Origin of the sequence: Dactylosporangium siamense (assembly GCF_016862795.1) — a bacterium.
GTDB lineage: Bacteria > Actinomycetota > Actinomycetes > Mycobacteriales > Micromonosporaceae > Dactylosporangium > Dactylosporangium siamense.
This window is the reverse complement of the sequence record NZ_BONQ01000094.1, coordinates 37,207-60,265: the sequence shown is the minus strand read 5'-3', so window position 1 is coordinate 60,265 and position 23,059 is coordinate 37,207. Positions and strand designations below refer to the sequence as shown.

24 protein-coding genes are annotated in these 23,059 nt (G+C 73.5%); 12 read left to right on the top strand and 12 right to left on the bottom strand.

The features are described from left to right. Window positions 1–5: 5 nt before the first annotated feature. Window positions 6–590 (top strand): class I SAM-dependent methyltransferase, encoded by a 585-nt coding sequence (locus tag Dsi01nite_RS30725; RefSeq protein ID WP_203849798.1) that lies wholly within the window; start codon window positions 6–8, stop codon window positions 588–590. Here the strand turns inward: Dsi01nite_RS30725 and Dsi01nite_RS30720 are convergent. The 4 genes from Dsi01nite_RS30720 to Dsi01nite_RS30705 form a co-directional block, all read right to left on the bottom strand. Beyond that, a complete protein-coding gene (locus tag Dsi01nite_RS30720; protein WP_203849797.1) occupies window positions 574–3,699 on the bottom strand; it encodes an ATP-binding protein in 3,126 nt (1,041 codons plus the stop codon). The genes Dsi01nite_RS30725 and Dsi01nite_RS30720 overlap by 17 nt on opposite strands. 76 nt (window positions 3,700–3,775) lie before the next feature. Next, complete coding sequence (locus tag Dsi01nite_RS30715) at window positions 3,776–4,675, bottom strand: bile acid:sodium symporter family protein (RefSeq protein WP_373318872.1); 900 nt, start codon at window positions 4,673–4,675, stop codon at window positions 3,776–3,778. Window positions 4,676–4,722: 47 nt separating this feature from the next. Continuing rightward, on the bottom strand, window positions 4,723–6,144 hold the full coding sequence (locus Dsi01nite_RS30710) for a dihydrolipoyl dehydrogenase family protein (protein ID WP_203849796.1): 1,422 nt from the start codon (window positions 6,142–6,144) through the stop codon (window positions 4,723–4,725). Window position 6,145: 1 nt separating this feature from the next. Beyond that, entirely contained in the window at window positions 6,146–6,703 is a 558-nt protein-coding gene (locus Dsi01nite_RS30705) for a hypothetical protein (protein WP_203849795.1), read from the bottom strand. 108 nt (window positions 6,704–6,811) lie between these two features. Here Dsi01nite_RS30705 and Dsi01nite_RS30700 point away from each other — a divergent pair, with 108 nt between their 5' ends. Beyond that, window positions 6,812–7,393, top strand: a complete 582-nt coding sequence (locus Dsi01nite_RS30700) for a TetR/AcrR family transcriptional regulator (protein WP_239136293.1) — start codon at window positions 6,812–6,814, stop codon at window positions 7,391–7,393. A gap of 59 nt (window positions 7,394–7,452) precedes the next feature. Here Dsi01nite_RS30700 and Dsi01nite_RS30695 read toward each other — a convergent pair whose 3' ends face one another. Beyond that, window positions 7,453–8,046, bottom strand: a complete 594-nt coding sequence (locus tag Dsi01nite_RS30695; RefSeq protein WP_203849794.1) for an MBL fold metallo-hydrolase — start codon at window positions 8,044–8,046, stop codon at window positions 7,453–7,455. A gap of 115 nt (window positions 8,047–8,161) precedes the next feature. Here Dsi01nite_RS30695 and Dsi01nite_RS30690 point away from each other — a divergent pair, with 115 nt between their 5' ends. Both Dsi01nite_RS30690 and Dsi01nite_RS30685 read left to right on the top strand, forming a co-directional pair. After that, window positions 8,162–9,115 carry a GlxA family transcriptional regulator gene (locus tag Dsi01nite_RS30690; RefSeq protein ID WP_203849793.1) on the top strand — a complete coding sequence of 318 codons (954 nt, stop codon included), beginning with the start codon at window positions 8,162–8,164 and terminating at the stop codon, window positions 9,113–9,115. Window positions 9,116–9,159: 44 nt separating this feature from the next. After that, on the top strand, window positions 9,160–9,438 hold the full coding sequence (locus tag Dsi01nite_RS30685; RefSeq protein WP_203849792.1) for a hypothetical protein: 279 nt from the start codon (window positions 9,160–9,162) through the stop codon (window positions 9,436–9,438). A gap of 55 nt (window positions 9,439–9,493) precedes the next feature. Here the strand turns inward: Dsi01nite_RS30685 and Dsi01nite_RS30680 are convergent, their stop codons facing one another. Further along, window positions 9,494–10,270, bottom strand: a complete 777-nt coding sequence (locus Dsi01nite_RS30680; protein ID WP_203849791.1) for a class I SAM-dependent methyltransferase — start codon at window positions 10,268–10,270, stop codon at window positions 9,494–9,496. A 17-nt stretch (window positions 10,271–10,287) separates the two neighbouring features. Between Dsi01nite_RS30680 and Dsi01nite_RS30675 the strand changes: the two genes are divergently transcribed. Next, a complete protein-coding gene (locus Dsi01nite_RS30675) occupies window positions 10,288–10,998 on the top strand; it encodes a helix-turn-helix domain-containing protein (protein WP_203849790.1) in 711 nt (236 codons plus the stop codon). Here Dsi01nite_RS30675 and Dsi01nite_RS30670 read toward each other — a convergent pair. The 3 genes from Dsi01nite_RS30670 to Dsi01nite_RS30660 form a co-directional block, all read right to left on the bottom strand. Further along, window positions 10,980–11,558: a dihydrofolate reductase family protein gene (locus Dsi01nite_RS30670; protein ID WP_203849789.1), complete on the bottom strand. Its 579-nt coding sequence runs from the start codon at window positions 11,556–11,558 to the stop codon at window positions 10,980–10,982. The two genes, Dsi01nite_RS30675 and Dsi01nite_RS30670, sit on opposite strands and share 19 nt — an antisense overlap. An 87-nt stretch (window positions 11,559–11,645) precedes the next feature. Further along, the gene (locus Dsi01nite_RS30665; protein ID WP_203849788.1) at window positions 11,646–12,893 is read right to left on the bottom strand and encodes an outer membrane protein assembly factor BamB family protein; all 1,248 of its coding nucleotides are present in this window, start codon (window positions 12,891–12,893) and stop codon (window positions 11,646–11,648) included. Between the two features lie 109 nt (window positions 12,894–13,002). Next, a complete protein-coding gene (locus Dsi01nite_RS30660) occupies window positions 13,003–13,203 on the bottom strand; it encodes a hypothetical protein (protein WP_203849787.1) in 201 nt (66 codons plus the stop codon). Window positions 13,204–13,314: 111 nt separating this feature from the next. On the opposite strand from Dsi01nite_RS30660, the gene Dsi01nite_RS30655 reads away from it, so the two are divergent. The 4 genes from Dsi01nite_RS30655 to Dsi01nite_RS30640 all read left to right on the top strand — a co-directional run bounded on the left by Dsi01nite_RS30655 (window position 13,315) and on the right by Dsi01nite_RS30640 (window position 15,522). Next, window positions 13,315–14,163 carry an alpha/beta hydrolase gene (locus Dsi01nite_RS30655; RefSeq protein ID WP_203849786.1) on the top strand — a complete coding sequence of 283 codons (849 nt, stop codon included), beginning with the start codon at window positions 13,315–13,317 and terminating at the stop codon, window positions 14,161–14,163. Window positions 14,164–14,251: 88 nt separating this feature from the next. Further along, window positions 14,252–14,509, top strand: coding sequence for a hypothetical protein (locus tag Dsi01nite_RS30650; protein ID WP_203849785.1), 258 nt, complete (start codon window positions 14,252–14,254; stop codon window positions 14,507–14,509). Further along, entirely contained in the window at window positions 14,419–15,012 is a 594-nt protein-coding gene (locus Dsi01nite_RS30645) for an SRPBCC family protein (protein ID WP_308442117.1), read from the top strand. Before Dsi01nite_RS30650 ends, Dsi01nite_RS30645 begins: the two co-directional genes overlap by 91 nt. Window positions 15,013–15,090: 78 nt before the next feature. Beyond that, a complete protein-coding gene (locus Dsi01nite_RS30640; protein WP_203849783.1) occupies window positions 15,091–15,522 on the top strand; it encodes a DUF4259 domain-containing protein in 432 nt (143 codons plus the stop codon). A gap of 52 nt (window positions 15,523–15,574) precedes the next feature. On the opposite strand, the gene Dsi01nite_RS30635 is transcribed toward Dsi01nite_RS30640, so the two are convergent. Next, window positions 15,575–16,006: a hypothetical protein gene (locus Dsi01nite_RS30635; protein WP_203849782.1), complete on the bottom strand. Its 432-nt coding sequence runs from the start codon at window positions 16,004–16,006 to the stop codon at window positions 15,575–15,577. Window positions 16,007–16,067: 61 nt separating this feature from the next. Here Dsi01nite_RS30635 and Dsi01nite_RS30630 point away from each other — a divergent pair, with 61 nt between their 5' ends. Next, window positions 16,068–16,310, top strand: a complete 243-nt coding sequence (locus Dsi01nite_RS30630; RefSeq protein WP_203849781.1) for a VOC family protein — start codon at window positions 16,068–16,070, stop codon at window positions 16,308–16,310. Between the two features lie 195 nt (window positions 16,311–16,505). On the opposite strand, the gene Dsi01nite_RS30625 is transcribed toward Dsi01nite_RS30630, so the two are convergent. Beyond that, window positions 16,506–16,667, bottom strand: a complete 162-nt coding sequence (locus Dsi01nite_RS30625; RefSeq protein WP_203849780.1) for a hypothetical protein — start codon at window positions 16,665–16,667, stop codon at window positions 16,506–16,508. A gap of 116 nt (window positions 16,668–16,783) precedes the next feature. Here Dsi01nite_RS30625 and Dsi01nite_RS30620 point away from each other — a divergent pair, with 116 nt between their 5' ends. Then, entirely contained in the window at window positions 16,784–17,866 is a 1,083-nt protein-coding gene (locus Dsi01nite_RS30620) for a PQQ-dependent sugar dehydrogenase (protein ID WP_203849779.1), read from the top strand. A 19-nt stretch (window positions 17,867–17,885) separates the two neighbouring features. Here the strand turns inward: Dsi01nite_RS30620 and Dsi01nite_RS30615 are convergent, their stop codons facing one another. Continuing rightward, window positions 17,886–22,160, bottom strand: coding sequence for an MBG domain-containing protein (locus tag Dsi01nite_RS30615; protein ID WP_203849778.1), 4,275 nt, complete (start codon window positions 22,158–22,160; stop codon window positions 17,886–17,888). A gap of 249 nt (window positions 22,161–22,409) precedes the next feature. On the opposite strand from Dsi01nite_RS30615, the gene Dsi01nite_RS30610 reads away from it, so the two are divergent. Then, window positions 22,410–23,054 (top strand): hypothetical protein, encoded by a 645-nt coding sequence (locus tag Dsi01nite_RS30610; protein ID WP_203849777.1) that lies wholly within the window; start codon window positions 22,410–22,412, stop codon window positions 23,052–23,054. Window positions 23,055–23,059 lie beyond the last annotated feature (5 nt).

Genomic DNA, 23,059 nt, shown 5'->3' with positions numbered 1-23,059 from the left:
CGGCGGTGTCGTTCCTGTTGGAGTTCGTCCGTGATCCCCTGACGGTCGGCGCGATCACCCCGAGCGGTGCCGCGCTGGCCAGGGTGGCGACGGCGGCGGTGCCCCGGACCGGTTCACCCGTCGTGGTGGAGCTGGGCCCGGGCACCGGCGCCTTCACCGAGGCCATCCAGCGGCGGCTCGCCGGGCGTGGCCTGCACATCGCGGTTGAGGTCAACCCGCGGTTCGCGCAGCACCTGGGCGCCCTGCATCCCGGGGTCGACGTGGTGACCGCGGACGCGACCGACCTGGCGGCGGTGCTGGCGCGGCGCGGGATCAGCCAGGCCGATGTCGTGGTCAGCGGCCTGCCGTGGGCCGCGTTCGCCGAGCACCGTCAGCGCGACGTGCTGCGCGCGGTGGTCGCCGCCCTGCCGCCGCACGGCGTGTTCACCACGTTCGCCTACCTGCATTCGCGGTGGCTGCCACCCGCGCGGCGGCTGCTCACGTCGTTGCGCGCACGGTTCGACGAGGTCGTCGTCAGCCGCACCGAATGGGCCAACGTGCCGCCGGCGCTGGTGTACTACTGCCGCCGTCCGGTCACCGAAGCTCCCTGAGGAACGATTCGGCGCGGCGGGCGAACAGGTGCGTCGCCCGCCCGGCGGACCAGTCGCGGGCCTCCTCGGTGGCGGCCCGCACGACGTCGAGGGATTCCCCGGCGGCGTGCAGCACCCGCGCCCGCAGCAGCCGGATGAGCCCTTCGGCGTAGCGCTGGCCGTGGGCCTCCAGGGCCCGGTCCGCCCGGTCGAGCGCCGTGGCGGCCGCGTCCGGCCGCCCCGCGGCCAGCCACATCTCGGCGACCAGCCCGTTGTGATACGCGATGCCCCACCGGGGCGGGTCGGTGAGCGTCGCGGCGAGGAGCTGCTCGGCCTCCGCCGCGGTCCCGGCCGGGTCGTCGCCGGTGAGGGCGCGGGCCCAGAACCAGTTCAGCCGCACGTAGATCTCCTGCTGCACGGCGGAGCGGCCGGTGCCCATCGCCATCCACCGCTCGATCGTGCGCATCACCCAGTCCGCGTCACCGGCCATGGAGGCGATGATGGTGATGTAGTACGCCCAGGTCGCGACCCCGTACGGGTCGGTGGGCCCGTTCCACTCGTCGATCATCGTGCCCGCGGTCTCGACGTCGCCGTGCAGCGCGGTCACGACGGCCCGCCATCCGGGCCACTCGCCGGAGACGTCGCTGCGGACCGAGGTCTCGCCGCGCGAGGAGTTGTCACCGTGCAACAGGGCGGGGTCGTTGTCGATGAAGTAGCGGTACGCCTCGCCGATGTTTCCGGTGTCCCACTGGTGCAGCCCCCACGCCTGCCGCCCGTACACGCGCAGGACCGGGTTGCCGGATGCCTCACCCTGCTCGTACAGCCGGCGGACCAGCTGCGCACGGTCCGGCTCGAGGAACGTGTAGGCCCCGAACAGGCGGGCGAAGAGCAGACCGGCGGCCTGGACGTCCCGGCCGAGCTGGCGGGCCAGCAGCTCGGCCCGCTCGAGCAGGTCGAACGTCGTGCCGCCGAACCCGGCCTGCCGGCGCGGGGCGATGGCGAGCAGCGCGAGCGCGGAGAGCTCCAGCTCCGGCAGCCCGGCGGTCCGTGCGAGCTGGGCGGCCGTCTCCAGATGCCGGTCGGCGGCCGCGAACGCGAGTTTGCTCGTCGCGCGGCGGCCGGCGCGCTTGAGCGCCTCCACGGTGCGCACCGGGTCGGCGAGCGGACCGGCGGCCCACAGGTGGTAGGCGAGGCGCTCGGCGACGGAGTCGTCGTCGGCCAGCTGTTCCTCGAGCGCGTCCGCGACGCGCAGGTGCAGCCGGATCACCCGCTGCGGCGCCGTGGTCTCGGTGATGGACTCGCGCACCAGGTCGTGCGCGAACCGCACCGAGAACGGGGCCTCGGGCCGCGGTTCGAGCAGGCCGAGCGCGTGCAGCGGCTCGAGACGCTCCAGGCAGCCCGCGACGTCCGCCTCCGCGACGCGGGCGAGCAGGCCGAGGTCGACGTCGCGGCCGATGAGCGCGGCGATCTGCAGCAGGTCGCGGGCGCTGTCGTCGAGGCCGACCATCCGGCCACGCACGACGTCCCGGACCCCGGCCGGCACCCCTGCCTGATCAGAGGCATCGGCGAGCGTGCCCCGGTCGCTGAGGAACCGGGACAGCTCCCGGACGTAGAACGGGTTGCCGGCGGTGCGGTCGTAGATGGTGCGGGCGGTGCCGGCGCCGGGCTCGTGACCGGCGGCGCGGCGGATGAGTTCGGTGGCGTCGGCGAGGCCGAGCGGGCCGAGCCGGATCCGGCGGTGGATGGGCAGCCGGCTGGCGTCGGCCAGCACCCGCGACAGGTCGGAGCCGGGCACCGGCGCGCGGTTGCGAAGGGCGCCGATGATCGCGGTGCGCCCGGGCAGCCGGCCCGCCAGATGGCCGAACAGCTGCAGCGAGGCGGCGTCGCCCCACTGCAGGTCGTCCAGGACGAGCAGCAACGGCTGGTCCGCCGCGGCCTGCCCGACGACGGCGACGACCAGCTCGAACAGCCGGAACTGGGCACGGCCGCCGGAAGCGACCGGCCTGCCGTCGTCGTGCCGCGATTCGACGAGACTCCCGAGGTCGCTTGCCAGCCACTTCTCCCGCGCCGACGCCGGCAGGCCGTCTAGGACGGCGGTGAGCGCCTGCTCCCACGGCCACATCGCGGGCGTGCCGTCGCCTTCCAGACACGAAGCCCAGACGACCCGCGCCCCGTGCCGGCCCGCATCGGCTGCGGCCTCCTGCACCAGGCGGGTCTTGCCCGCGCCCGGCTCTCCCTCGACGAGGGCGAGTCCGGTGCCGCCGGTGAGCGCCGCCTCCACGGCCTGCCGCAGGACGGCGAGTTCCTCGGCCCGGCCGACCAGACTGCGCACGGGCGCGGGGCCGGCCCCGGGCGGTGCTGCCGGGGTCTGCGCCAGCACCCGCAGATACGCGGCCTGCAGCGCCGGGCCGGGGTCGATGCCGAGTTCGTCGGCCAGGCGGTCCCGGAACGCGCGGAACGCTGCCAGCGCCTCGGCCTGGCGCCCGGCGGCGCCGAGCGTTGCGACGAAGCCGGCCAGCACGGGTTCGTGGAACGGCGCCGTCTTCGTGGCGAGCTGCAACGCCGGCAGCACCCGCTCCGGCCGGCCCGCCACCACGGCCAGATCGGCCGCGGCCGTGCAGGCGGCCCGGAACTCGTCGTCGAGCGCGGCGAAGACCGCCATCGCGGCCGTCTCGTGGATGAACCCGTCGGCCACCGGGCCCTGCCACAGGCCGAGCGCGTCGAGGTAGTGCTGGAGCGCCCGCTCGTGCTGGTCCTGCGCCAGGGCCGCCCCGGCGGCCGAGACCAGCTCCCGGAAGGCGAGCAGGTCCAGCGTGCCGGGGCCGCCGACGAACAGGTACGCGTTGCCGCGGCGATGCAGGTAGGAACCGGTTTCCCGAGCGGGGACCTCGGGTTCGAGCAGGCGCCGCAGCGCCCCGACGTACTTCTGGATCACGTTGAGCGCACTCGTGGGGGCGTCGTCGCCCCAGATCAGGCCGATCAGCTCGCTGGTCGAGACCGGGTTGCCCACCCGGGCCAGCAACAGCGCCAGGAGGTACGCCTGCTGCCGCGGCCCGACGTCCAGCTCGACCCCGTCGCGCCACACCCGCAGCGGGCCGAGCACCTGCAGGCGCAGCGCGTCCCCGGTCATGCGTCCTCACTTCGTTCCGGGCGCCTGACCCATTGCTGTCCCCCTGATGACCGGCCCGAGCCGCTTCGCTGGCCGGTCATCCCGGCCCGATCGGGGTCGCGTCACGGGTGGCCGGCCGGACCCGGCCGCGGGTGAGCAGCACGCCGAACCCGGCCGCGGCGAACTGCATGAGGACGCCGTAGACCACGCCCGGGACGGCCATCTCGGCGTTGTTCAGCAGCGCCGGGCTCAATGCGACCGTCACGGCGATCGTGGTGTTGTGGATGCCGATCTCGAATCCGGCCGCGATCGCCTCGGGGCGCTCGACGCCGGCGAGCCGCGGCGCGCCGTACCCGATCGCCAGGCTGACGAGGTTGAACGTCAGCGCGGCGAGCCCGACCGCGACGAAGTAGTCCGCGAGGTTGGCCCGCTCCGCGAACAGCACGAGGGAGATGACCGCGACCAGGACCACCACCGACAGCACCCGCACCGGCAGGTTGAGCCGCCGCGCCACCTCGGGCGCCCGGGCCCGCACGAGCATGCCGATCGCGACCGGCACGATCACCATCAGGAACACCTGCAGCACCTTGCCGAACTGCAACCCGAGCGCGGCCTCGCCGGGCAGGAAGTACGTGGTCGACAGGTTCACCACGATCGGCAGCGTGACCACGATCAGCCCCGTGTTGACCGCGGTGAGCGTGACGTTCAGCGCGACGTGCCCGCCGAACAGGTGGCTGTACAGATTCGCGGTGGGACCACCCGGCGACGCCGCGACCAGCATCATCCCGACCGCCAACGCCGGCGGCAGCTGGAACGCGAGCACCAGTCCGAAGCAGATCACCGGGAGCAGCACGAGCTGGCACAGCAGCGCCACCACGACCGCGCGGGAGTGCCGTCCGACCCGCCGGAAGTCCTCGACGGTCAGGCTCAGCCCCAGGCCGAGCATCACGACGAAGAGGGCAACGGGCAGACTTGCAGAGATCAACGCGGAGCCCACGGTGCATTGTCACCGGTGCGCCGCAGCCGGTCAATAGTTGATCTTCGTCAGCGGCCGTAGGCCTCCAGCAGCCGCAACCACACCTCGCTGACCGTCGGGTACGCGGGAACGGCGTGCCACAGCCGATCCAGCGGCACCTCGCCGACCACCGCGATCGTCGCGGCGTGCAGCAGCTCCGCGACGTCCGGGCCGACAAGCGTGACACCGACGATCACCTGCCGGTCCTCGTCGACGACCATCCGGGCGTGTCCCTGATATCCGTCGGCGTGCAGGCCGGCTCCCGCGACGGCACCCAGGTCGTAGTCGACGACCCGGGTCCGCAGGCCGGCGGCCTGCGCGGCGGCCGCGGTCAGGCCCACCGACGCCACCTCCGGGTCGGTGAACACGACCTGCGGCACGGCCCGCTCGTCGGCGGTGGCGACGTGCCGGCCCCACCGCTCGTCGTCCACCGGTTCGCCCTTGGCGCGGGCCACGATGACGTCGCCGACCGCGCGGGCCTGGTACTTGCCCTGGTGGGTCAGCAGCACGCGCCGGTTGACGTCGCCGGCGGCATACAGCCACCCGTCGCTGTCGGCGACCCGCAGCGTGTCGTCGACCGTGAGCCAGGCGCCCGCCTTCAGCCCGACCGTGTCGAGGCCGATGTCGTCCGTGTTCGGCCGGCGGCCGATCGCGACCAGGAGCTCGTCGGCGTCGACCCGCCCGCCGTCGGTGAGGGTGACGCGCACCGTGCCGTCGCCGTCCCGGTGCACCGACGCGGCCTCGGCGCCGGCGAGGACCGCGACGCCGGCGTCGCGCAGCGCCCGCGTGACGCGCTCGCCGGCGAACGGCTCCGCCTGTGGCAGCACACCGTCCCGGGCCAGCACCGTCACCCTGGCGCCGAGCCCCGCGAAGGCGGTCGCCATCTCCGCCGCGACCACGCCACCGCCGATGATCGCCAGCCGGCCGGGAACCTTGCTCGCCGCAGCCGCCTCCCGGCTCGTCCAGGGCGCCGCCTCGCGAAGACCGGTGACATCCGGCAGCAGGGCGCTGCTGCCGGTCGCGACGACGACCGCGTGGCGGGCGGTGAGCGAGACCACGGCGCCGTCGTCGCCGGTCACCTCGACGACCCGCTCCGAGCTGATCCGTCCATGGCCGCGGTGCAGGGCGATCCCGGCCGAGTCGAGCCAGGCCACCTGCCCGCCGTCCGACCAGTTCGAGGCGAACGCGTCACGGCGGCGCAGGACGGCCGCCGCGTCCAGGTCGCCGGTCACCGCCTCGCGGGCGCCGGGCACCTGACGGGCCGCCCGGAGTGCGGTCGCGCTGCGCAGCAACGCCTTGGTCGGCATGCATGCCCAGTAGGAGCACTCGCCGCCGACCAGTTCCCGCTCGACGACGGCGGCGGTCAGGCCGCCCCGCACGACCCGGTCGGCGACGTTCTCCCCGACGGGCCCCGCGCCGATGACGACGACGTCGTATGTCTCGTGCTGCATGTCAGTTGCCCTTCGCGGTGCGGCCGAGGCGGATGGCGGAGATGAGGAAGAAGATGGCGCCGGGGATGGCGTAGCCGATCGCGTTGGTCAGCACCGGGTTGTCCGCGGAGGCGCCGGCGATGAACGACGCGCCGGCGAGGACGGACAGGCCACCACTGATGATCATCGGCCATTGCCCGCCGAGCCGGCGGCGGGGGATCGCCACGATCAGCTGCACCAGGCCGGCGAGGATCGCCCAGGCGCCCCACACGCGCAGGACCGCCGGGATGCCGGACGCGTCGGCGAAGGCCAGCCCGACAGCGGCGAGCAGGCTGATCGCGACGTTCACGTAGAGCAGGGTGGGTGTCGCGGTGGCGCGGGACGCCCGGGCGTCGACGAGGGCGGCGGCGGCGTCGAACAGCGGGTAGAGCACGAGCAGCGTCATGGCGAGCGGGCCGAGGTGCTTCGCGGTCGTGAACATCACGAGGGCCCAGACGATCGCGAACGCGAAGCGGACGAAGTACAGCCGCCGCAGGGCGGACGCTGTCGTGGAGATGCCGGGGGCGGCAACGGTGGTCATGGCGAGCCTTCCGAACGGAGAGGAAGAACGAACGTTCTGTCCTCCACGACCATGACGGCCCGCGGCCAGCTTGTCAAGACGGAACGTTCTGTCGCTACCATGGAGCCCATGGATTCCATGGCACGCGGCGACACCGGGACCAGGCCGTCCGAGGCGCGGGACCGGCTGCTCGCCACCGCCGCCGGGATCTTCTACACGCAGGGCATCCACTCTGTCGGCGTCGACCGGATCATCGCCGAGGCGAAAGTGACCCGGGCCACGTTCTACCGGCACTTCCCCGGCAAGGAGGACCTCGTCGTCGCCTACCTCCAGGCGGCCGACCAGGCCATCCGCGGGCAGGTCGACGCCGCCGTGGCCGCCGGCCTCCCGGCGCCCGAGGCGCTGCGGGCCGTCGCCGAGGCGATCGCCCAGGGCATCCGGTCCACCGGCTTCCGCGGCTGCGCGTTCCTCAACGCCGTCGCCGAGTATCCAGACCCCGACCATCCCGTGCACCGGGCCGTCCTCGCACACCGGCAGTGGTTCCTCGACACGGTCACCACCCTGATGACGGGCATTCAGCCGGCCGGCGCCGAACCCGCCGCCCAGCACTTCGTCATGCTCCGTGACGGCGCGATGGCGGCCGGCTGCCTGTTCGACCGGGAGCAGATCTGCGCGACCTTCCTCCGAGGCGTCGAGGACCTCATCCGCTGATCGCCTCGCACGGGTTCGTGCGCCCCCGAGGCGCTCCCGCACGGACCCGTGCGAGGCGATCAGCGCGGCGTGCCCGCGTCCGGCCTGAACGGCGCACCGTGACCGGGCACGATGACGTCGGCGACCGCGATGACCCGCTCGCGGCTGGCCCGCAGCCGGTCACGGTCCGGCGCCACCGGATCGTCGGCCGGGCCGTCCGGCCGCCACCACAGATCGCCGGCGAACGCGATCACGGCTTCGGGCGTGCCCACCAGCACCGTGACGTCCTCGGCACTGTGGCCGGGCGTGCGGATGAGCTTCACCGACGGGCTGAGCTCGTAGCCTTCGGCGTCGCGGTCCTCCCACTGGTCGCCGTGGTAGATCGCCTTGTGGTCGTGCACCCGGGCCCGGTCGAACAGGCCCGCGTTGAGGATGTTGTCGGGATGGTGGTGGCTGAGCACCACGTCGGTGACCTCACCGGCGCTCACCCCCAGTGCCGTCAGCGGATCGAGGATGACCGAACGGTGCGCGACCATGCCCGGGTCCACCACGATGCGCCGGTCGCCGTCGGCGATGAACGACACCGTGGCCGCCACCCCGGGGCCGGTCGAGCTCGTGTAGCCGGTCGCCAGGATGTGGGTCGAGGCGGTGCGGCCGAGCGGGGCGTCTGGCATGGGAACTCCTCACTGTGATGGGTGGCGCTTGGCCGGTTCAGCGTCGCCGTCCGCGGCGGGCCTGACGAGTGGCACGATTGACACGGATCGCGGGTATCGTGCCAAGCTGAGTGGCATGGGGTTCGTCTCGATCGCTGTCTACGCGCCGGCGGGGGTCGCCGCGTTCGGGCTCGGCCTGGTGGCCGAGGTGTTCGGCGACCGGCGGCACCTCGGCCTGCCCGGATTCGACGTCGCCGTGTGCGCGGACGCGCCCGGACCCGTCCGGACCGACCTCGGCCTGGCCCTGCGGGTCGAGTGGGGCCTGGACCGGCTCAGCGGTGCCGACCTGGTGTTCGCGCTGCCGGGCAACGACTTCCGCGACCCGCCGTCCGCCGCGAGCCTCGACGCGTTCCGCGCCGCGCACGCCCGCGGCGCCATCGTGGCCAGCCACTGCGTCGGCGCCTACCAGCTGGCCGCCGCCGGCCTCCTCGACGGCCGCCGGGCCACCACGCACTGGCGGTTCGCGGCCGAGCTCGCGGCCCGGCACCCGGCGGTCACGGTCGACCCCGACGTGCTCTACGTCGACGAGGACCGCATCGTCACCGGCGCGGGCGCCGCCGCCGGCGTCGACCTGTGCCTGCACCTGCTGCGCCGCGAACACGGCGCGGCGGTCGCCAACGCGGTGGCCCGCGACCTCGTCGTGCCGCCCCACCGCGACGGCGGGCAGGCACAGTTCGTCGCGGCGCCCGTCCCGACCGGCACCGACGACGAACGCCTCGGCGCCGTCCTCGCCTGGGCCCGGGCCAACCTGCACCGGCGCACGACCATCGACGAGCTGGCCGGCCGGGCGCTGACCAGCCGCCGCACCTTCATCCGGCGGTTCCGGGACGTGACCGGCGCGACGCCGCACGCGTGGCTGCTCACCCAGCGGCTGAACCAGGTCGAGGAGCTGCTGGAGGTGACCGACCTGAGCATCGAGGAGATCGCCCACCGGACCGGGTTCAGCAGCGCGGCCGTGCTGCGCGAGCAGTTCGTGCGCCGCCGGGGCGTCCCACCCCGCGACTACCGGCGCACGTTTGTCCGAGGTTGATTGTCCGACCGGCGCGACACTGCCGGACAACGCCGGAAACACGCATGGTCAGGAGGTTCGCGGCGGACAGCGCCGCGTCTCACGAGGGGACCATCCTTGAAGCGACTTTTTCGGGCGCTCGCCGCAAAGAGGTCGACAAGGGCAAGTTCAGGGACGGCCCGTCCTGCGAGGTCGCCTACGAGGACTTCGACGGTCACTCGATCTGGGCCATCGACGTCGACCACGGCGAGATCTGGGCCGGCACGCCATACCAGTACACCGGCCACTTCGACCGCTACGTGGTGTGGAACCCCACCAAGCCGAGCTACCCCGGCTTCCGCTGACCTTATTCCCTCCAGCGGTGGTCGGCTCCGCGGCCCGGCGGGGCCGGCCACCGCGCTACGCGCGCCGCGCGGTCACGAGCCAGGCCCGGGAGCCGACCCAGACGCCCTGGTCGCTCACCCGCGCGGCGAACGCGTCGCGGAGCCTCGTCACGGCAAGGGTCGCGGCGGCTGGATCGGCGTGCTTCAAGGCGGCGGCGGTGGTGCTGAAGCCTCGGACCCACGCCAGCGCCGCGGCCTCGTCGGGGCCGTAGTAGACGGGTTCGTCGACGTCGGCGAGCTGGACGTCGGCGAACCCCGCCGCCCGCAGGACCCCGTCCACAGTGGACGGGTCGGCGAGCGAGAACGCATCCGGCCCGCCGGTAGCCGCCGGTCCGCCGGTGACCGCCAGGGCCTCACGGATGGTGACCGCCCACTCGTTGCGGTCGCGGGCCTGCCACACCAGCATGACGAGCCGGCCGCCCGGGCGCAGCGCCCGCCCGATGTTGGCGAACGCTGCCACCGGATCGGCGAAGAACATCGTGCCGAAACGGCTGATCGCCACGTCGAACGAGCCCGGCGCGAAGTCGTGCACCTGCGCGTCGGCCTCCTCGAAGGTGACATTGTCCAGGCCGTCGGCGCGGGCGCGTTCGACGGCGGCCGCGGACACGTCCACGCCGAGGACCCGGCCCGGATGCGCCGCACGGGCGGCCTCCCGCGTCGTCTGCCCGGCGCCGCAGCCGACGTCCAGGACCCGCTCGCCGGGCCGGATGTCCCAGGCGTCGCGCAGCTTCACGTGCAGCCGGATCAGCTCGGAGTCGAAGTCGACGGGGCGGGCGTTCGCGGGCTCGTCCATCCGACCACAATAGGCACGTGGCACTCCGGTTCGAGACCCGCGCGTCCGACTCACCCTGGGTCGACACCGTGTGGACCTGCACGAGTGCGCAGGTCGCGGAGATGACGTCGGTCGCCGGCGTGTGCTGGGGACTGGTGTTCTGGCAGCGCGACGGCATCGCGTACGCGGGCATCAGCGGACCGGAGACGAGGACCGGCACCGCGCCCGTGCCGGAGGGCGCGGCCTTCGTCGGCATCGAGTTCGCCGTCGGCACGTCGCTGCGGACGGTGCCGACGCCCGCCCTCGTCGACGGCGGCGTCGAGCTTCCCGACGCGACCCGGCGCAGCTTCCGGCTGGACGGCGCCCGCTGGGAGACGCCCGGCGCCGACGACGCCGAGGCCCTCGTCAACCGGCTCGTCCGCGCCGGCGCCGTGGTCCGCGATCCGCTCGTCACCGACGTCCGCCGGGGCGCCGCACCGGCGGTGTCAGCGCGCACCGTCGAACGCCGGTTCCGCGAGGCGACCGGCCTCACCCAGGGCGCGGTCCGCCAGATCGAACGCGCCCGCACCGCGGCGGCCCGCCTCGCGGCCGGCGCTCCGGTCGCCGACGTCGTCACCGGGCTCGACTACTTCGACGAGCCGCACCTGGCCAGGGCGCTGCGCCGCTACGTGGGACGTACCGCCGGGCAGCTGCGCGACGGGGCCGGCGGGGCGATCGCCCTGAACCTGGATCAGCTGGTCACGTCGTAGATCACCTTCAGCACGCCGTTCGGGTACGCCTCGGACTCCCGCAGCCGCAGCATCTGCTTGGCCTTGTCCGCCGGGCTGAACAGCCGCTTGCCCGCGCCGAGCAGGACCGGGAAGAACAGCAGGTGATACCGGTCGATGAGCTCCGCGTCCGACAGGCGCCGGGCGAGCTCCGCGCTGCCGTGCACGAAGATCGCGCCGCCGTCGCCCTGCTTCAGCGCCGCCACGTCCTCCGTCGAGCGCAGGATTGTCGTGGGACCCCAGCCGTCGACGAGAGCGTCGTCGGGCAGCGTCGCGGAGACCACGTACTTCGGCAGGTCCTTGTACGCGGCGTGGTCCTCCGAGGTGCGCCACAACGGCGCGAACGCCTCATAGCTGCGCCGCCCGAACATCAGCGCCGTCGTCTCCTCGAGCTCGTCGCCCTTGAGCGAGAACGCCTCGGGCCGGAACTCGACGTCCTTGACCACCCAGCCGCCGCTGCGGTGCTCCTCGCCGGGGCCGCCGCCGGGGGAGTCGACGACACCGTCGAGCGAGACGAACCCGGTGTAGACCAATTCACGCATGTGCGGCTTCTCCTCTGCTGTTCGCTGCAGAACGAATGCTAGGAGTGGCCGCGGTGGCCGTCTTGTACGGAAACGACGCCCGTGGGTTCAGGCGCAGACGGCCGCCCCGCACAGCCGCCACACCGACACCCGCTCGCGGTGGCAGGCCAGCAGCGTGGCGGTGACGAGGCACTTCGGCGGGGCGGGCCAGTGCTCGGTGCGGCCCAGCACCGTCACCGCGCCCGTGGTCAGGTCGAGGCGGCCGACCAGGGAGCCGCCGGGGTTGCGGCCGGTCACCAGGGCGGCGTGGCCCGGCAGCGCCGCGACGACGTCCCACGGGCCGAACCGGCGCACGACCCGGCCCGTGACGGCGTCCAGCACGACGGCGCCGAGCGCCGGGTCCGCGGTGTTCGGGGTGGGCACGGTCGCCCACATCAGGCCGGCCTCGAACGGGCCGAGGTCCGTCCAGCCGGTGATGCTCCACCGCTGGTCGCCGGTGTCGGGATCCACCACCGTGGTCCGCCCGACACTGCCGCCGCACAGCAGCGTGCCGCACCACCACAGGCCGCCGGCCGCCGCCATGTCGGTGCGCTGCCACAGCCGGCGGCCCGTCGCCAGGTCGAACACGGCACTGACCAGCAGCGTGGTGCGCTCGAAGTGGTAGACGAGCAGCCGGTCGCCGGAGACGTCGAAGCCGTCGACCGGGTCGAGCCCCGGCAGCGCGACCGTCCGCACCACCGCGGCCGACCCGGCGTCGCGGATGAGCAGCAGCCCGCCGGGGTCGAGGTCGACGATCTCCGGCCGGCCGTCGCCGGCCAGCAGCACCCGCCGGACCGCGGGCGTGCCGAGCTCCCAGCGCACCGCCCCGGTGCCGATGTCCAGGCCGAGCAGGCGCCCGTCGATCACCCCGTCCGCGCGGGCCAGCAGCACCCCGGGCGGGCCCTCACCGGACGGCAGCGACGGCACGGCACCTTCACGCCGCCAGACCTGCGCGCCGGTGGCCGCGTCGAGACCGACGATCGCGGCCTCCTCAAGGGACAGCACCACCCTGCCCCGCGACGCGGCCAGCAGCTTGGCGCCGGGCGGCACCGGGACGCTCCAGCGGCGGGCCCCGCCCGGCATCCGGTACGCCGCCACGGCGGTGCGCCCCAGCAGGAACAGCGTGTCGCCGTCGGCGCGCAGGTCGCCGATCCCGTCGCCGTCCAGGACCACCGACGGCCCCGGCGGCAGCCCCGAACCGCCACCGCCCGGCAGCAGCAGGAGCAGCACGGCGAGCAACCCCAGCGGCAGCCAGCGGCGGCGCGACGGTGGCGCAGGCAACGCCCGCACCGGGCCGGGAGCGTCGAGGTCAATCACCGCATCAGTCTCACCGATACGGTTCGACACTTCGAGTGCCCGCCTGCCACGATCGGCGCGACCCGCTCGTCGCACGGAACGGCGCTCGGCGACGCGTACGGACTTCTGATCAGCCTTCTCGGGTACTTCGTCCCGACGGGTGGCTGAGGGCGTTCCCGCGGCCGGCGGTCCGCTCCCGGAGCGCGGCGCCGTCCGATCGCGACCACGTGGGCGCCCTCGGCGCGAACGCGCGGGCGGTGGCGCGGCCGATGCCGGTGCCGGCCCCGGTGACGGCAACGATCCTGACGCGCTGCGGCGCGGTGCTGTCCATGCCGGCGATCATGCAACCCTGCCGCCTACGGCAAGGTCAACCAGCGACGGGCAACGGACGGTGTGCGCAACCGCATCGATGAGCGCGACACCTTGCCCGTAGGGTCCGCCCATGACCCTCGAGGTGCCCTTCCAGCCCCTTCCCGTCGACCAGTCGGACGTTCGGTACGCCCACGGCCCCGACTCGACACGGCGGCCGGGAGTGCCCGCCGGCCGGACCGTCGAGTTCGACTGGAACGGCAGCATCGTCTATCCGGGCACGTCGCGGAGGTTCTGGGTCCACCTGCCGGCGCAATACGACCCGTCGCGGCCCGCGGCGCTGATGGTGTTCCTGGATGGCCGGCTGTACCTGGATCCGGACGGGGAGGTCCGTGGCGCGATCGTCCTGGACAACCTCGTCAGCCACGGTGACATCCCGGTCACCATCGGCGTGTTCGTCGATCCCGGCGCCCGCGACGGCGCCGCCGGGCCGAAGCAACGCAACGTCGAGTACGACGCGTTCGACGACCGGTACGCCACCTTCCTGCTGACCGAAATCATCCCGCAGGTCGCGGCACGCCACTGCATCACCGAGGATCCGGGCGGGTGGGGCATCTGTGGCGGCAGCAGCGGCGGCAACTGCGCCTTCACCGTGGCATGGCTGCGCCCGGACATGTTCCGCCGGGTGATCTGCTGCCTGTCCAGCTTCGTGCAGATGCCGGGCGGAAACCCGTACCCCGAGCTCATCCGCAGCGTCCCCCGCAAGCCGCTGCGCATCTTCCTGCAAGCCGGCCACCGGGACTTGCACTGGAACGAGCCGGCACGGAACTGGCTCGCCGGCAACCTGCGCGTCGCCGCCGCCCTGGCGGAGGCGGGCTACGACTTCCGGCTCGCGCTCGGCGACGGCGGCCATAACCCCAACCACGGCGGTGTCCTGCTGCCGGACGCACTTCGCTGGCTGTGGCGGCCGCTGGACACCTGATCGGTGGCACCGTCCGGCCATACATGCCGCCGGCCGAGAGGCGTCAAGAGCCCTTGACGGCGGGTCGGGCGTCAAGCATCCTTGACGAATGCCGGAGCAACCTGGACACGACGAGACTGCGGTTCTGCGGGCGCGGCTGGCCGCGCTGACCAGCTCCGACCCGTTCGAGGCGTTGGCCATGTCGGCGCGCCTCGAGGCCCTGGCTCGGGCGGCCGCCGCCGAGGCGGCGGTTGCCGCGTCCCGGCAGGGCGCGTCATGGTCGGAGATCGGCGACGCGTTCGGCATCAGCAAGCAGGCGGCACATCAACGCTTCGCCAAGCACGTCAAGGCGGCCCGGCCCCGATGAGCCGGACCTCCTGGGTGTCGATGGCGGGCCGGTTGCGCGCCCGGTGCACACGGACGGTCTCCACCACGGTCGACATCGACCGTCCCGCGGCCGACGTGTGGGCCGTGCTGACCGATTTCGACGGCTACCCCGAGTGGAACCCGCAGATCCGGCGAGCCGACGGCGAGCTGGTGCCGGGGCGCCGGGTGACCTTCCACCTGCACCCTCCGGTCGGCCCTCCGATGCGGATCCGCCCCCGCGTCCTCATCGTCGATCCCGCGCGCGAACTCCGCCTGCGCGGCAGCCTCCCCGGAATCTTCAGCGGTGAGCACTGGTTCGAACTGGAGCCGATCGACGACGGCCGTGGCACCCACGTCACCCAGGGCGAAACCTACCGCGGCCTGATCGTGCCGCTGCTCGGGCGTGTTGTCGCGACATCCCTCATCGGATTCCAGCAACACAACGCCGCGCTGAAGCGCCGGGTCGAAACCGTCTCGACCGGCCGCCGGCGCGAACCGCCCTGATCGTGCCGCTCCGCTTTCGCCGCACGGGTGGTCACCGCGATCGCATCGAGTGGCCTTGACCGTGCTGTACTGCGAGGCATGGCGACATGGGGACCGGAACCGTTCGCGAGTGATGCCGGCCAGGACCTGCTCGACCGGCTGGCCGGGAGCACCGACGACGAACGGCTGGCGGTGCTGCGCGAGATTCTCGGCGGCGTGTCCCGGATCGGGGAGCGCGGTTTTGACTGGTTCGAGCAGGACGTCGTGGACGCGGCGGCGCTTGTGGCACTGAGCGTGCCCGGCGGTATGGAGCAGCTGGCGGACATCGGGCACGGCGCCGAGGCCGCGGTCGTGATCGGTGGCGTCGACATCGGACTGCGGACACAAGCGCTCGTCGGGCTGGAGCTGATGTTGCAGCCCGGCAACGACTGGCACGACACCTGGATCGACGGCGACGAGGACTGCGAGGGCGCCCGCACGGCCCACGCGATCGCCGCAGTCCTGCGCTCGTCTTCGGTGTTGCCTGGTTGACGTCTGAGCGCCGGAGACTTCGCGGTGACGGCGTCTCGGTGCCCACCCGCCGTCAGAGGGTCAGCGTGAACTGCGGGGGGCCGCCGTCGGGTCGATCGATGGTCAGGTCCACGTCCTGCCAGGCGGGGAGGGTCTCCATGTAGGCCAGGGCCGTCTCGCACAGGTCCGCGGCCGCGTGATGGCCGCCGCGGTCCGCGCTGGTCATGGCGACGATCACCCCGAACGCCACGTCGTCGGCGTCCACGAGCTCGCCGGGAACCGGTTCGGGCCGGCCGTGCAGCAGCGTCCAGAAACAGTGCTGCATGACGTCGGCGTAGCACAGCTCCGGTGGCGTGTGCGGCCAGTCCGCGGCTGCCGCGGCGAGGTCGTGCAGGAACTCCCGCACGCTGATCCGCCGGCCGTCGCCGAGGTCGCAGGTGGCGTCGGGCACCCGCTCCAGTGCGTGCTCGGCTGCCTGCATGAACGCTTGCGCGGAGTCCAGCATGGTGCTCAGTGTGCCAGCGCGGTGCACAACCGGCGCTGGCTGTCCTGTCAGGATGGGTCTCATGACGAGTGACCACGCGCAGCGATCCGGGCTGGTCGAGTGGATGGCGATGACGGTCGACTGTCCGGAGCCGAACGTCATGGCGGACTTCTACGCCGCGCTGCTCGGCGGCACGGTCACAAGTCGTGTCGCCGGTGAGGCCAAACTGGACGCGGCGGGCAGGTATCGCGGGTCGTCGCCCCAGAGCCCGCAGGTCACGTTGCCGAGGTCGCTGATGTTGTGGTGGACCCAGCTGTACGGCTGAGCCCAGGCCGCCTGCACCACCGGGTGCGCGGCGAGGAACACGACGGCGGCGAGCACCCAGCACGCCGCACCGAACCGAGCTGACGCTGATCCCATGCCGGTCAGCCTGCCGCCAGGGCCGGCCGCCCCACATCTGCCGAACGGCAGATCGTCAGTTCCAATCCATCGGCTGTCACCGCGGTCCGGAAGGCGTTGGTCAGAAGAACACCGTCCGTATGACGTAGACCGCGAGGGCCACCGTGGCCACCACGGCGGAGACGGCGACCACGCCGTAGACGACCGCCACCGAGATGATGGCGGTGTTCATCCGCCGCTCCCCGAGACGTCGCAGTTCCTCGGCCGTGCGGTCCCTCGCCATGAGTGGGAGCCTAATCCTGGACGGAGGTGCTATCACGCCGCGTCCTGGTGGATCCGACCCCGGGCGCCGTGGATAGTCGAAGGACGCCCAACGTCGCCCGACCGAAGGACACGCTGATGGCAACCCTGTCCACCCGTCCACGCCGGGTCCTGGTGGCGCTGCTGGCCGCCGGCGCGATCGCCGGTTGTGACAGCGACGGCCGCTCCGCCGCGGAGTCCGGCATCGCCTCCGGGCAGGTCGCCGGCAGCGTCCCGTCCGGCCGTCCCGACCTCAGCGCCCCGCAGGAGGTGGCGCGGGGCATCGACGTGCCGTGGGGCCTGGCGTTCCTGCCGGACGGCGACGCGCTCGTCGCCGAACGCGACACCGGCCGGATCCTGCGGCTGCGCCCCGGTTCCACGCCGCAGGAGGTGCACCGGGTGCCGGGCGTCGACGCCGGCGGCGAGGGGGGCCTGCTCGGCCTGGCCGTGTCGCCGAAGTACGCCGACGACGGGCTCGTGTACGCCTACTTCACCGCCGAGCAGGACAACCGCGTCGTGCGTTTCCGGCTCGACGGCCGGCCCGAGGTGATCGTCGACGGCATCGCGAAGGCCGGCAACCACAACGGCGGGCGGATCGCCTTCGGTCCCGACGGGCTGCTGTACATCGGCACCGGCGACGCCGGCGTCACCTCCCGCTCGCAGGACCCGGCCAGCCGCAACGGCAAGATCCTGCGAGTGTCGCCGAACGGCACCGTCACCGTGCACAGCCTCGGCCACCGCAACGTCCAGGGCCTCGCCTGGGACACCGAGGGCCGGCTGTTCGCCACCGAGTTCGGCCAGAACGCCGTCGACGAGATCAACCTGATCGAGGCCGGCCGCAACTACGGCTGGCCCGAGGTCGAAGGCGTCGGCGACACCGCCGGCGGCCGGTACACCAACCCGCTGCTCACCTGGCCGACGAGCGAGGCGTCCCCGTCCGGCATCGCGATCAGCGGCACCACCGCCTACGTGGCCGCGCTGCGTGGTGAACGCCTGTGGACGGTGCCGCTGGTCGGTGCCACGACCGGGCCGCCGTCCGCCGTCCTGCAGGGCCGCTACGGCCGGCTGCGCACCGTGCAGGTCGCCCCGGACGGCGCCCTGTGGGTCACCACGTCCAACACCGACGGCCGCGGCGACGTCCACGACGGCGACGACCGCATCCTGCGGTTCCCGGCCCGCTGACGCCGCCCCGGGGACCCTGTCACGAGAACACGCCGAGGGCGGCGGCGATACCGACGGCGACGACCGCGCCGCCGGCGAGCTCGCGGGGCCAGGACTGTTCGCGTTCGTCGCCTTCGCGGCCGAACAGTTCGATGAGCGAGAAGGCGAGGCCGGGCAGGGAGAGCAGGACGAAGCCGTTGACGACGCGCGCGGCCGGGTCGTCCAGGAGCCAGGCGAGGGCCAGGCCGGACAGGGTGCCGACGAGCATCATGAAGACCGTCTTGATGATGCGCTTCGGCAGGAACCGGAACAGTTGGGGCCGGTTCGGGAACGCGTCCTCGTAGACGCTGAGCACCTGCGGCACGATGAACAGGGCCGTGCCGACCCAGAGCTGCCATGGGGTGCCGAGGAACGCGACCGTCACGAAGACGAACAGCACGGCGCGCAGGCCGATGGCGGCGAGCCGCTGGAGCTTGCCGGATTTCGGCAGCTTCTCCGGGCGCACGGCGCGCAGGCGCTCCGGGTAGGCCCAGCCGGCGACGGACTCCAGGACGATCCGGGTGGCGATCGCGGTGAGCGCGGCGAGCGCGATCCGGTTCGCGGAGCCGGCGAGGGGCAGTTCGTGCCCGGCGAGGCCGTTCAGGGCGCCGATGCTCTTCTGCACCGCCCAGCCGCCCATGAGCGACGCGATGAGCACGTCCGCGCCGCGGGTCCACCAGTCCAGGCCGCGCCGCGGCGTGGGCCGGCGGAACGGGCGGACGACGCCGGCGAGCAGCGCGATCGCGAACCACAGCGCGCACACGCCGAGCAGCAGGCGCAGGGAGTCCGTCGAGCCGATGCCACCCGAGACGGCGACGATGGCGGCGAAGGTCGCGGCGGCGGCCAGGCCGGCGACCGCGTCGAAGATGCCGAGGACGACGAGGGCGAGCATGAGCCCGGCGGACGGCAGCGGCGAGCCGTGGCTCCGCACCGCGGTCACGGCGCCGAGGACCGCGCCGGCGGCCGGCATCGCCCACCAGGCACCGCCGAGCATCGCGCGCAGGTACGAGCCGTCGGTGAGGATCCGCGCCAGCAGCGGCGAGACCGGCGCGATGCGCTGCGGCAGGGCGAGGCTGCGCTTGTCGAGCCATCCGCCCGGCAGCAGCCGCCAGGTGAACGAGCGGTCGCCGCGGCCCGTGCCCTCCCACTGCTCCTTGAAGTGCTTGGCCGACCCGGAAACGATCTTGCCAGCCTTCCGCGAAGTCGGGGAGGCGCCGCGTGAAGATGTACCGCCCGCCACGGCGACGCTGCCGGCGCCGGCGGTGATGGCGAGCAGCGTGAACCCCGCGACGGTGGTGGTGACGACCGCGTCGGCGTGCGCCGCCGGGATGTACTCGGGCAGCGCGGCGAGGGGGTCGGCGTCGACGGCCGGTGCGGGCGCCGCGACGGCCGGCCGCCGGTCCGCACCGGCCGGGACGGTCACCGCAGGCGTCACGGCCGGTTCGTCGACGAGCAGCAGTCCGACGCTCACCGACCGCTGCGCGCCGGTGGCGGTGACCCCGTTGACCTGCAGCGCGTGCTGACCGGTCGGCAGCGACGCCGGCACCGCCAGCCGGGCCTCGACGGCGCCGTGCTCGTCGGTGGTCTCCGACCCGATCAGGACCGGGTCGGAGAACAGCCACACGTCGGTGCGGGTCTTCGGAGCGAACCCGGTCATCGACACGGACACCTGGTGCGCCCGGTCCACGACGAGCCTGCCGTCGGTGTCGAGGGGCTGCCGGGTGCTGTCCGCGCCGATCGCGGCGACCGCCGCGGTGAACCCGTCGCCGGTGAGCGTGACCCCGCCGCCGGCGGCCGGTGCGAGGGTGACCGCGGCCGGCCTGCCGCCCACGGTGGACAGCGCCGCGCCGGGCGCGGGTGCCGGCCGGGCCCCGGTCGCCGGGTCGGTCACCGGCGCGGCGGCCGGCTGGGTCAGGGACAGCCGGGCGACCACCGGCACCGCGACCCAGTCGGGGTTGTCGAGCGCGGCGACGACCCGGAACGTGCCCGCGGCCGAAGGCGCCGTGGTGAGCCCGTCGTAGGTGACGGTGACCCCGGTCAGCCCGGTCGGTGCCGTCGAAGCGACAGCCGCGTGCGGCGCGCCGTCGGCGACCTGCGCCAGGCCGGTGACGTGCAGGGTGGCCGTGCCAGGTGAGACGGGCGTCGTGGCGGTCGCGGCGGCCGCCGGGAGCCAGGAGTCGTCGCCGGGTTGGGCGGCGGTCACGGTGCAGGTGCCGGCGTGTTGCGGCGCGAGGAGCGCGGCGCTCAGCGTGCAGCCGCCGGACGCGGTGAGCGACACCGGCAGTCCCGCGTTCGAGGTGGCGGCGACGGTATCCGCGGCGCCCCCGACGGTGAGCCGCCGCGGCGCGGTGAGGGTTACCGACTGCACCGCCCGTGCCACGTCCACCGAGCGGGCCACGGCGGTCGCGGCGGCCCGGTTCGCGTCGCCGGCCTGGTGCGCGGTGACCACACACGCACCGCCGCGCACGTAGGCCACCGCGGCCGTCCGCACCTCGCAGCTTCCCGTGGCGGTGAACGTGACCGGCAGGCCCGACGAGGCGCGGGCGGTCAGGGCCCGTGGCGCGTCGCCGAAGGTGGCCGCGGCCAGGTCGGCGAACTCGATCGCCTGCGCGGCCGGGGCGATGGTCAGCGTGGCGGTGAGGCTGCCCTGGTACCGGGGGCCGTCGACGGTCGCGACGACCCGATACGTGCCTGCCGCAGTGGGCGGCGTGGCGGACCCGTCGTAGGTGATGCTGGCGGCACCGGCACCCGCCGGCTCGACGGTTGCGGTGACGGGTCGGGAGGCCTGGTCGTACACCTGCGAAAGGCCGTCGAGGCTGATCGTGACGGCGCCCTTGGCGATGGCGAAGGACCTGGCGACCGGGGTGGCGGCGGTGTGGTTGGCGTCGCCGGCCTGCGACGCGGTGACGGTGCACTGGCCGACCCCGGTGACGGTCAGCGTGCCGCCGGACGCCGTGCAGGGTCCGGTGGTGTCGTACCGGACGGGCAGGCCGGAGTCGGCGGACGCCTCCAGGCGCAGGGCGTTGTCGCCGTATCTGCGGGCGGAGAACGAGGGGAACGCGATCGTCTGCGCGGCCCTGGCCACGACGAGGGTGCCGGCGGCGGTGCCGTCGTGCGTGGGCGACGTGTACACCCCGAGCACCGGGTAGCTGCCGGCGGCGGTCGGTGGCAGCGCCGAACCGTCGTAGGTGACCGCCATGACGCCGTTGCCCGGGTCCGGGTCGGTGGTCGCGGTGACCGCGCGGGCGGTGCCGTCGTAGGTCTGCGCGAGCCCCGCGAGCGAAACGGACACGGGCGCCTTCGTGACCTGGAACGTCCGGGTCACCGGTGCGGCCGCGGTGTACGTGCCGTCGCCGGGCTGGTTGGCGGTGAGCGTGCAGGTGCCGACGGCGGTGACGGTCACGGTCGAGGCGGCCACGGTGCACGCGCCGGCGGCGGTGAGCGTGACCGGCAGGCCGGACGTCGCGGTGGGGCTCACCGGGAACGGCGCGCCGCCGTAGGTGACGTCGCCGGGCGCCGGGAAGTCGATGGACTGCCCGCCTGGCGGTGTGGGTTGCCCGCCGCGGACCTGGTACACGTAGCGACCGAGGTGCCCGCTGCCACCGCTGTTGCGGATGAGGCCCGTGGTGGTGTTCGCGTCGACGAGCGCGCCCGGGACCCCGGAGCCCGGGTGCACGTAGGTGGCCGTGCCGCTGGAGTAGCCGACGGTCAGCCCGCCGGCCGGTTCGTACGCGAGCCGGTCGTAGTTCATCACCAGGTCGAAGTTGCCGGCGCCGGTCTCCGACCGGTCGACGAGGATCAGCTGGGAGCTGTTGAGCCGGTCGGCGCCGTTGCTGAAGTAGCCGACGTTGACCCAGTTGACGCAGTACGCGGGCCGGCCCGCGTAGGTGATCGGGCCGTGCGACACCGGGGTCGTGGCGGGTGCGCGGGTGTCGACGTCGAAGAACGCGACCGCGACGATCGGGTTGCCGAACGCGGCGAGGTTCAGTCCGGAGAACCCGGAGTACGCGCTGCCGAACGTGACGTCGCCGTTGTTGTTGACGAACATACCGCTGTACGTGGTGCCGAAGAAGTTGACCGGGAACCCGAGCGGCACCTGGCCGGACGAGCCGTCGTCGCTGCGGCCGAGGGAGTTCGTGGTGCAGCCGGCGTCGGTGACCACCGCGTCCGGCCCGGCCGCGGCGGCGGGTCGGACGCCGAGGCCGAGGAACGCCGCCTGGGTCGCCAGGATGAGCAACGCCAGGAAACGAAACGCACGTCGGCCACGGAAGGTCATGGGCCCACCATCGGCACCGCCGCCGCCCACTTGACCGGTAACAGTCCGCCCGGACGAACATCACAGCAGCCGGCCGAGCTGGGCAGAGTCGTTCGGATAAGAATGATCTCGCCGCGCAGAAGAATGCTATTCGTTGAAAACGCAAGCAACCGTGATTTACCGATATCAATGACGGATAGGTGCTCGAACTCCGCTTTCCGCGGTCCGACACTGGGTCGCGTTGATCCACGACACAAGGGGGAGCACGTCATGGTCCAGCAGAACTCAACGAACCGGCTCAGCCGCCGCGGCATCCTCACCGGAGCGGGGGCCGGTGGTGTGGCCGCGGTCGCCGCCGCCGTCACCACCACCGGCCCGGCCGCCGCCGCAACCGGCGATCCCGTCGTGCAGGGCGCGGACAACAACGCCGGCGCCGACACCACCGTCCTGCGCTCGACCTCCGGCGACGCCACGCTCGACGTGCGCAACACCGCGACCGTCGCCGTCGACGCCGACGGCTTCGACGCGGGCGTCATCGGCTTCTCCTCGAACGGCAACGGTCTCATCGGCCGCACCGACATCGGCTACGGCGTCATCGGCATCGCCGGCGGGCCTGGCGGCGTCGCGGTCGTCGCCTCCGCACCCGACGAGTACGGCAAGACCGCCCTGTCCGTGCGCGGCCAGGCACAGTTCAGCCGCAGCGGCACCACGACGGTCCCGGCCGGCGCCAACAGCGTCACCGTGTCCGGCCTGCACCTCTACGCCTCGACCCGGGCGTTCGCCCTCGCCCAGCGCAACACCGCCGCGTTCGTGAAGGCGGCGGTCCCGGACCCGGCGACCGGTCAGCTGCGCCTGCACCTCAACATCGCCGCACCCGCCGGCGGGGTGCCGGTCGCGTGGTGGCTGCTGGCCTGATCCGG

Coding starts and splice junctions, on each gene's coding strand:
- Dsi01nite_RS30680 (WP_203849791.1), bottom strand. CDS start 10,270: ATGGACGAGCCCGCGAACGCCCGCCCCGTCGACTTCGACTCCGAGCTG.
- Dsi01nite_RS30630 (WP_203849781.1), top strand. CDS start 16,068: ATGACGAGTGACCACGCGCAGCGATCCGGGCTGGTCGAGTGGATGGCG.
- Dsi01nite_RS30645 (WP_308442117.1), top strand. CDS start 14,419: ATGGTCGGAGATCGGCGACGCGTTCGGCATCAGCAAGCAGGCGGCACA.
- Dsi01nite_RS30700 (WP_239136293.1), top strand. CDS start 6,812: ATGGATTCCATGGCACGCGGCGACACCGGGACCAGGCCGTCCGAGGCG.
- Dsi01nite_RS30620 (WP_203849779.1), top strand. CDS start 16,784: ATGGCAACCCTGTCCACCCGTCCACGCCGGGTCCTGGTGGCGCTGCTG.
- Dsi01nite_RS30720 (WP_203849797.1), bottom strand. CDS start 3,699: ATGACCGGGGACGCGCTGCGCCTGCAGGTGCTCGGCCCGCTGCGGGTG.
- Dsi01nite_RS30610 (WP_203849777.1), top strand. CDS start 22,410: ATGGTCCAGCAGAACTCAACGAACCGGCTCAGCCGCCGCGGCATCCTC.
- Dsi01nite_RS30670 (WP_203849789.1), bottom strand. CDS start 11,558: ATGCGTGAATTGGTCTACACCGGGTTCGTCTCGCTCGACGGTGTCGTC.
- Dsi01nite_RS30640 (WP_203849783.1), top strand. CDS start 15,091: ATGGCGACATGGGGACCGGAACCGTTCGCGAGTGATGCCGGCCAGGAC.
- Dsi01nite_RS30690 (WP_203849793.1), top strand. CDS start 8,162: ATGGGGTTCGTCTCGATCGCTGTCTACGCGCCGGCGGGGGTCGCCGCG.
- Dsi01nite_RS30685 (WP_203849792.1), top strand. CDS start 9,160: ATGGTCAGGAGGTTCGCGGCGGACAGCGCCGCGTCTCACGAGGGGACC.
- Dsi01nite_RS30660 (WP_203849787.1), bottom strand. CDS start 13,203: ATGGACAGCACCGCGCCGCAGCGCGTCAGGATCGTTGCCGTCACCGGG.
- Dsi01nite_RS30635 (WP_203849782.1), bottom strand. CDS start 16,006: ATGCTGGACTCCGCGCAAGCGTTCATGCAGGCAGCCGAGCACGCACTG.
- Dsi01nite_RS30655 (WP_203849786.1), top strand. CDS start 13,315: ATGACCCTCGAGGTGCCCTTCCAGCCCCTTCCCGTCGACCAGTCGGAC.
- Dsi01nite_RS30710 (WP_203849796.1), bottom strand. CDS start 6,144: ATGCAGCACGAGACATACGACGTCGTCGTCATCGGCGCGGGGCCCGTC.
- Dsi01nite_RS30625 (WP_203849780.1), bottom strand. CDS start 16,667: ATGGCGAGGGACCGCACGGCCGAGGAACTGCGACGTCTCGGGGAGCGG.
- Dsi01nite_RS30705 (WP_203849795.1), bottom strand. CDS start 6,703: ATGACCACCGTTGCCGCCCCCGGCATCTCCACGACAGCGTCCGCCCTG.
- Dsi01nite_RS30650 (WP_203849785.1), top strand. CDS start 14,252: ATGCCGGAGCAACCTGGACACGACGAGACTGCGGTTCTGCGGGCGCGG.
- Dsi01nite_RS30615 (WP_203849778.1), bottom strand. CDS start 22,160: ATGACCTTCCGTGGCCGACGTGCGTTTCGTTTCCTGGCGTTGCTCATC.
- Dsi01nite_RS30695 (WP_203849794.1), bottom strand. CDS start 8,046: ATGCCAGACGCCCCGCTCGGCCGCACCGCCTCGACCCACATCCTGGCG.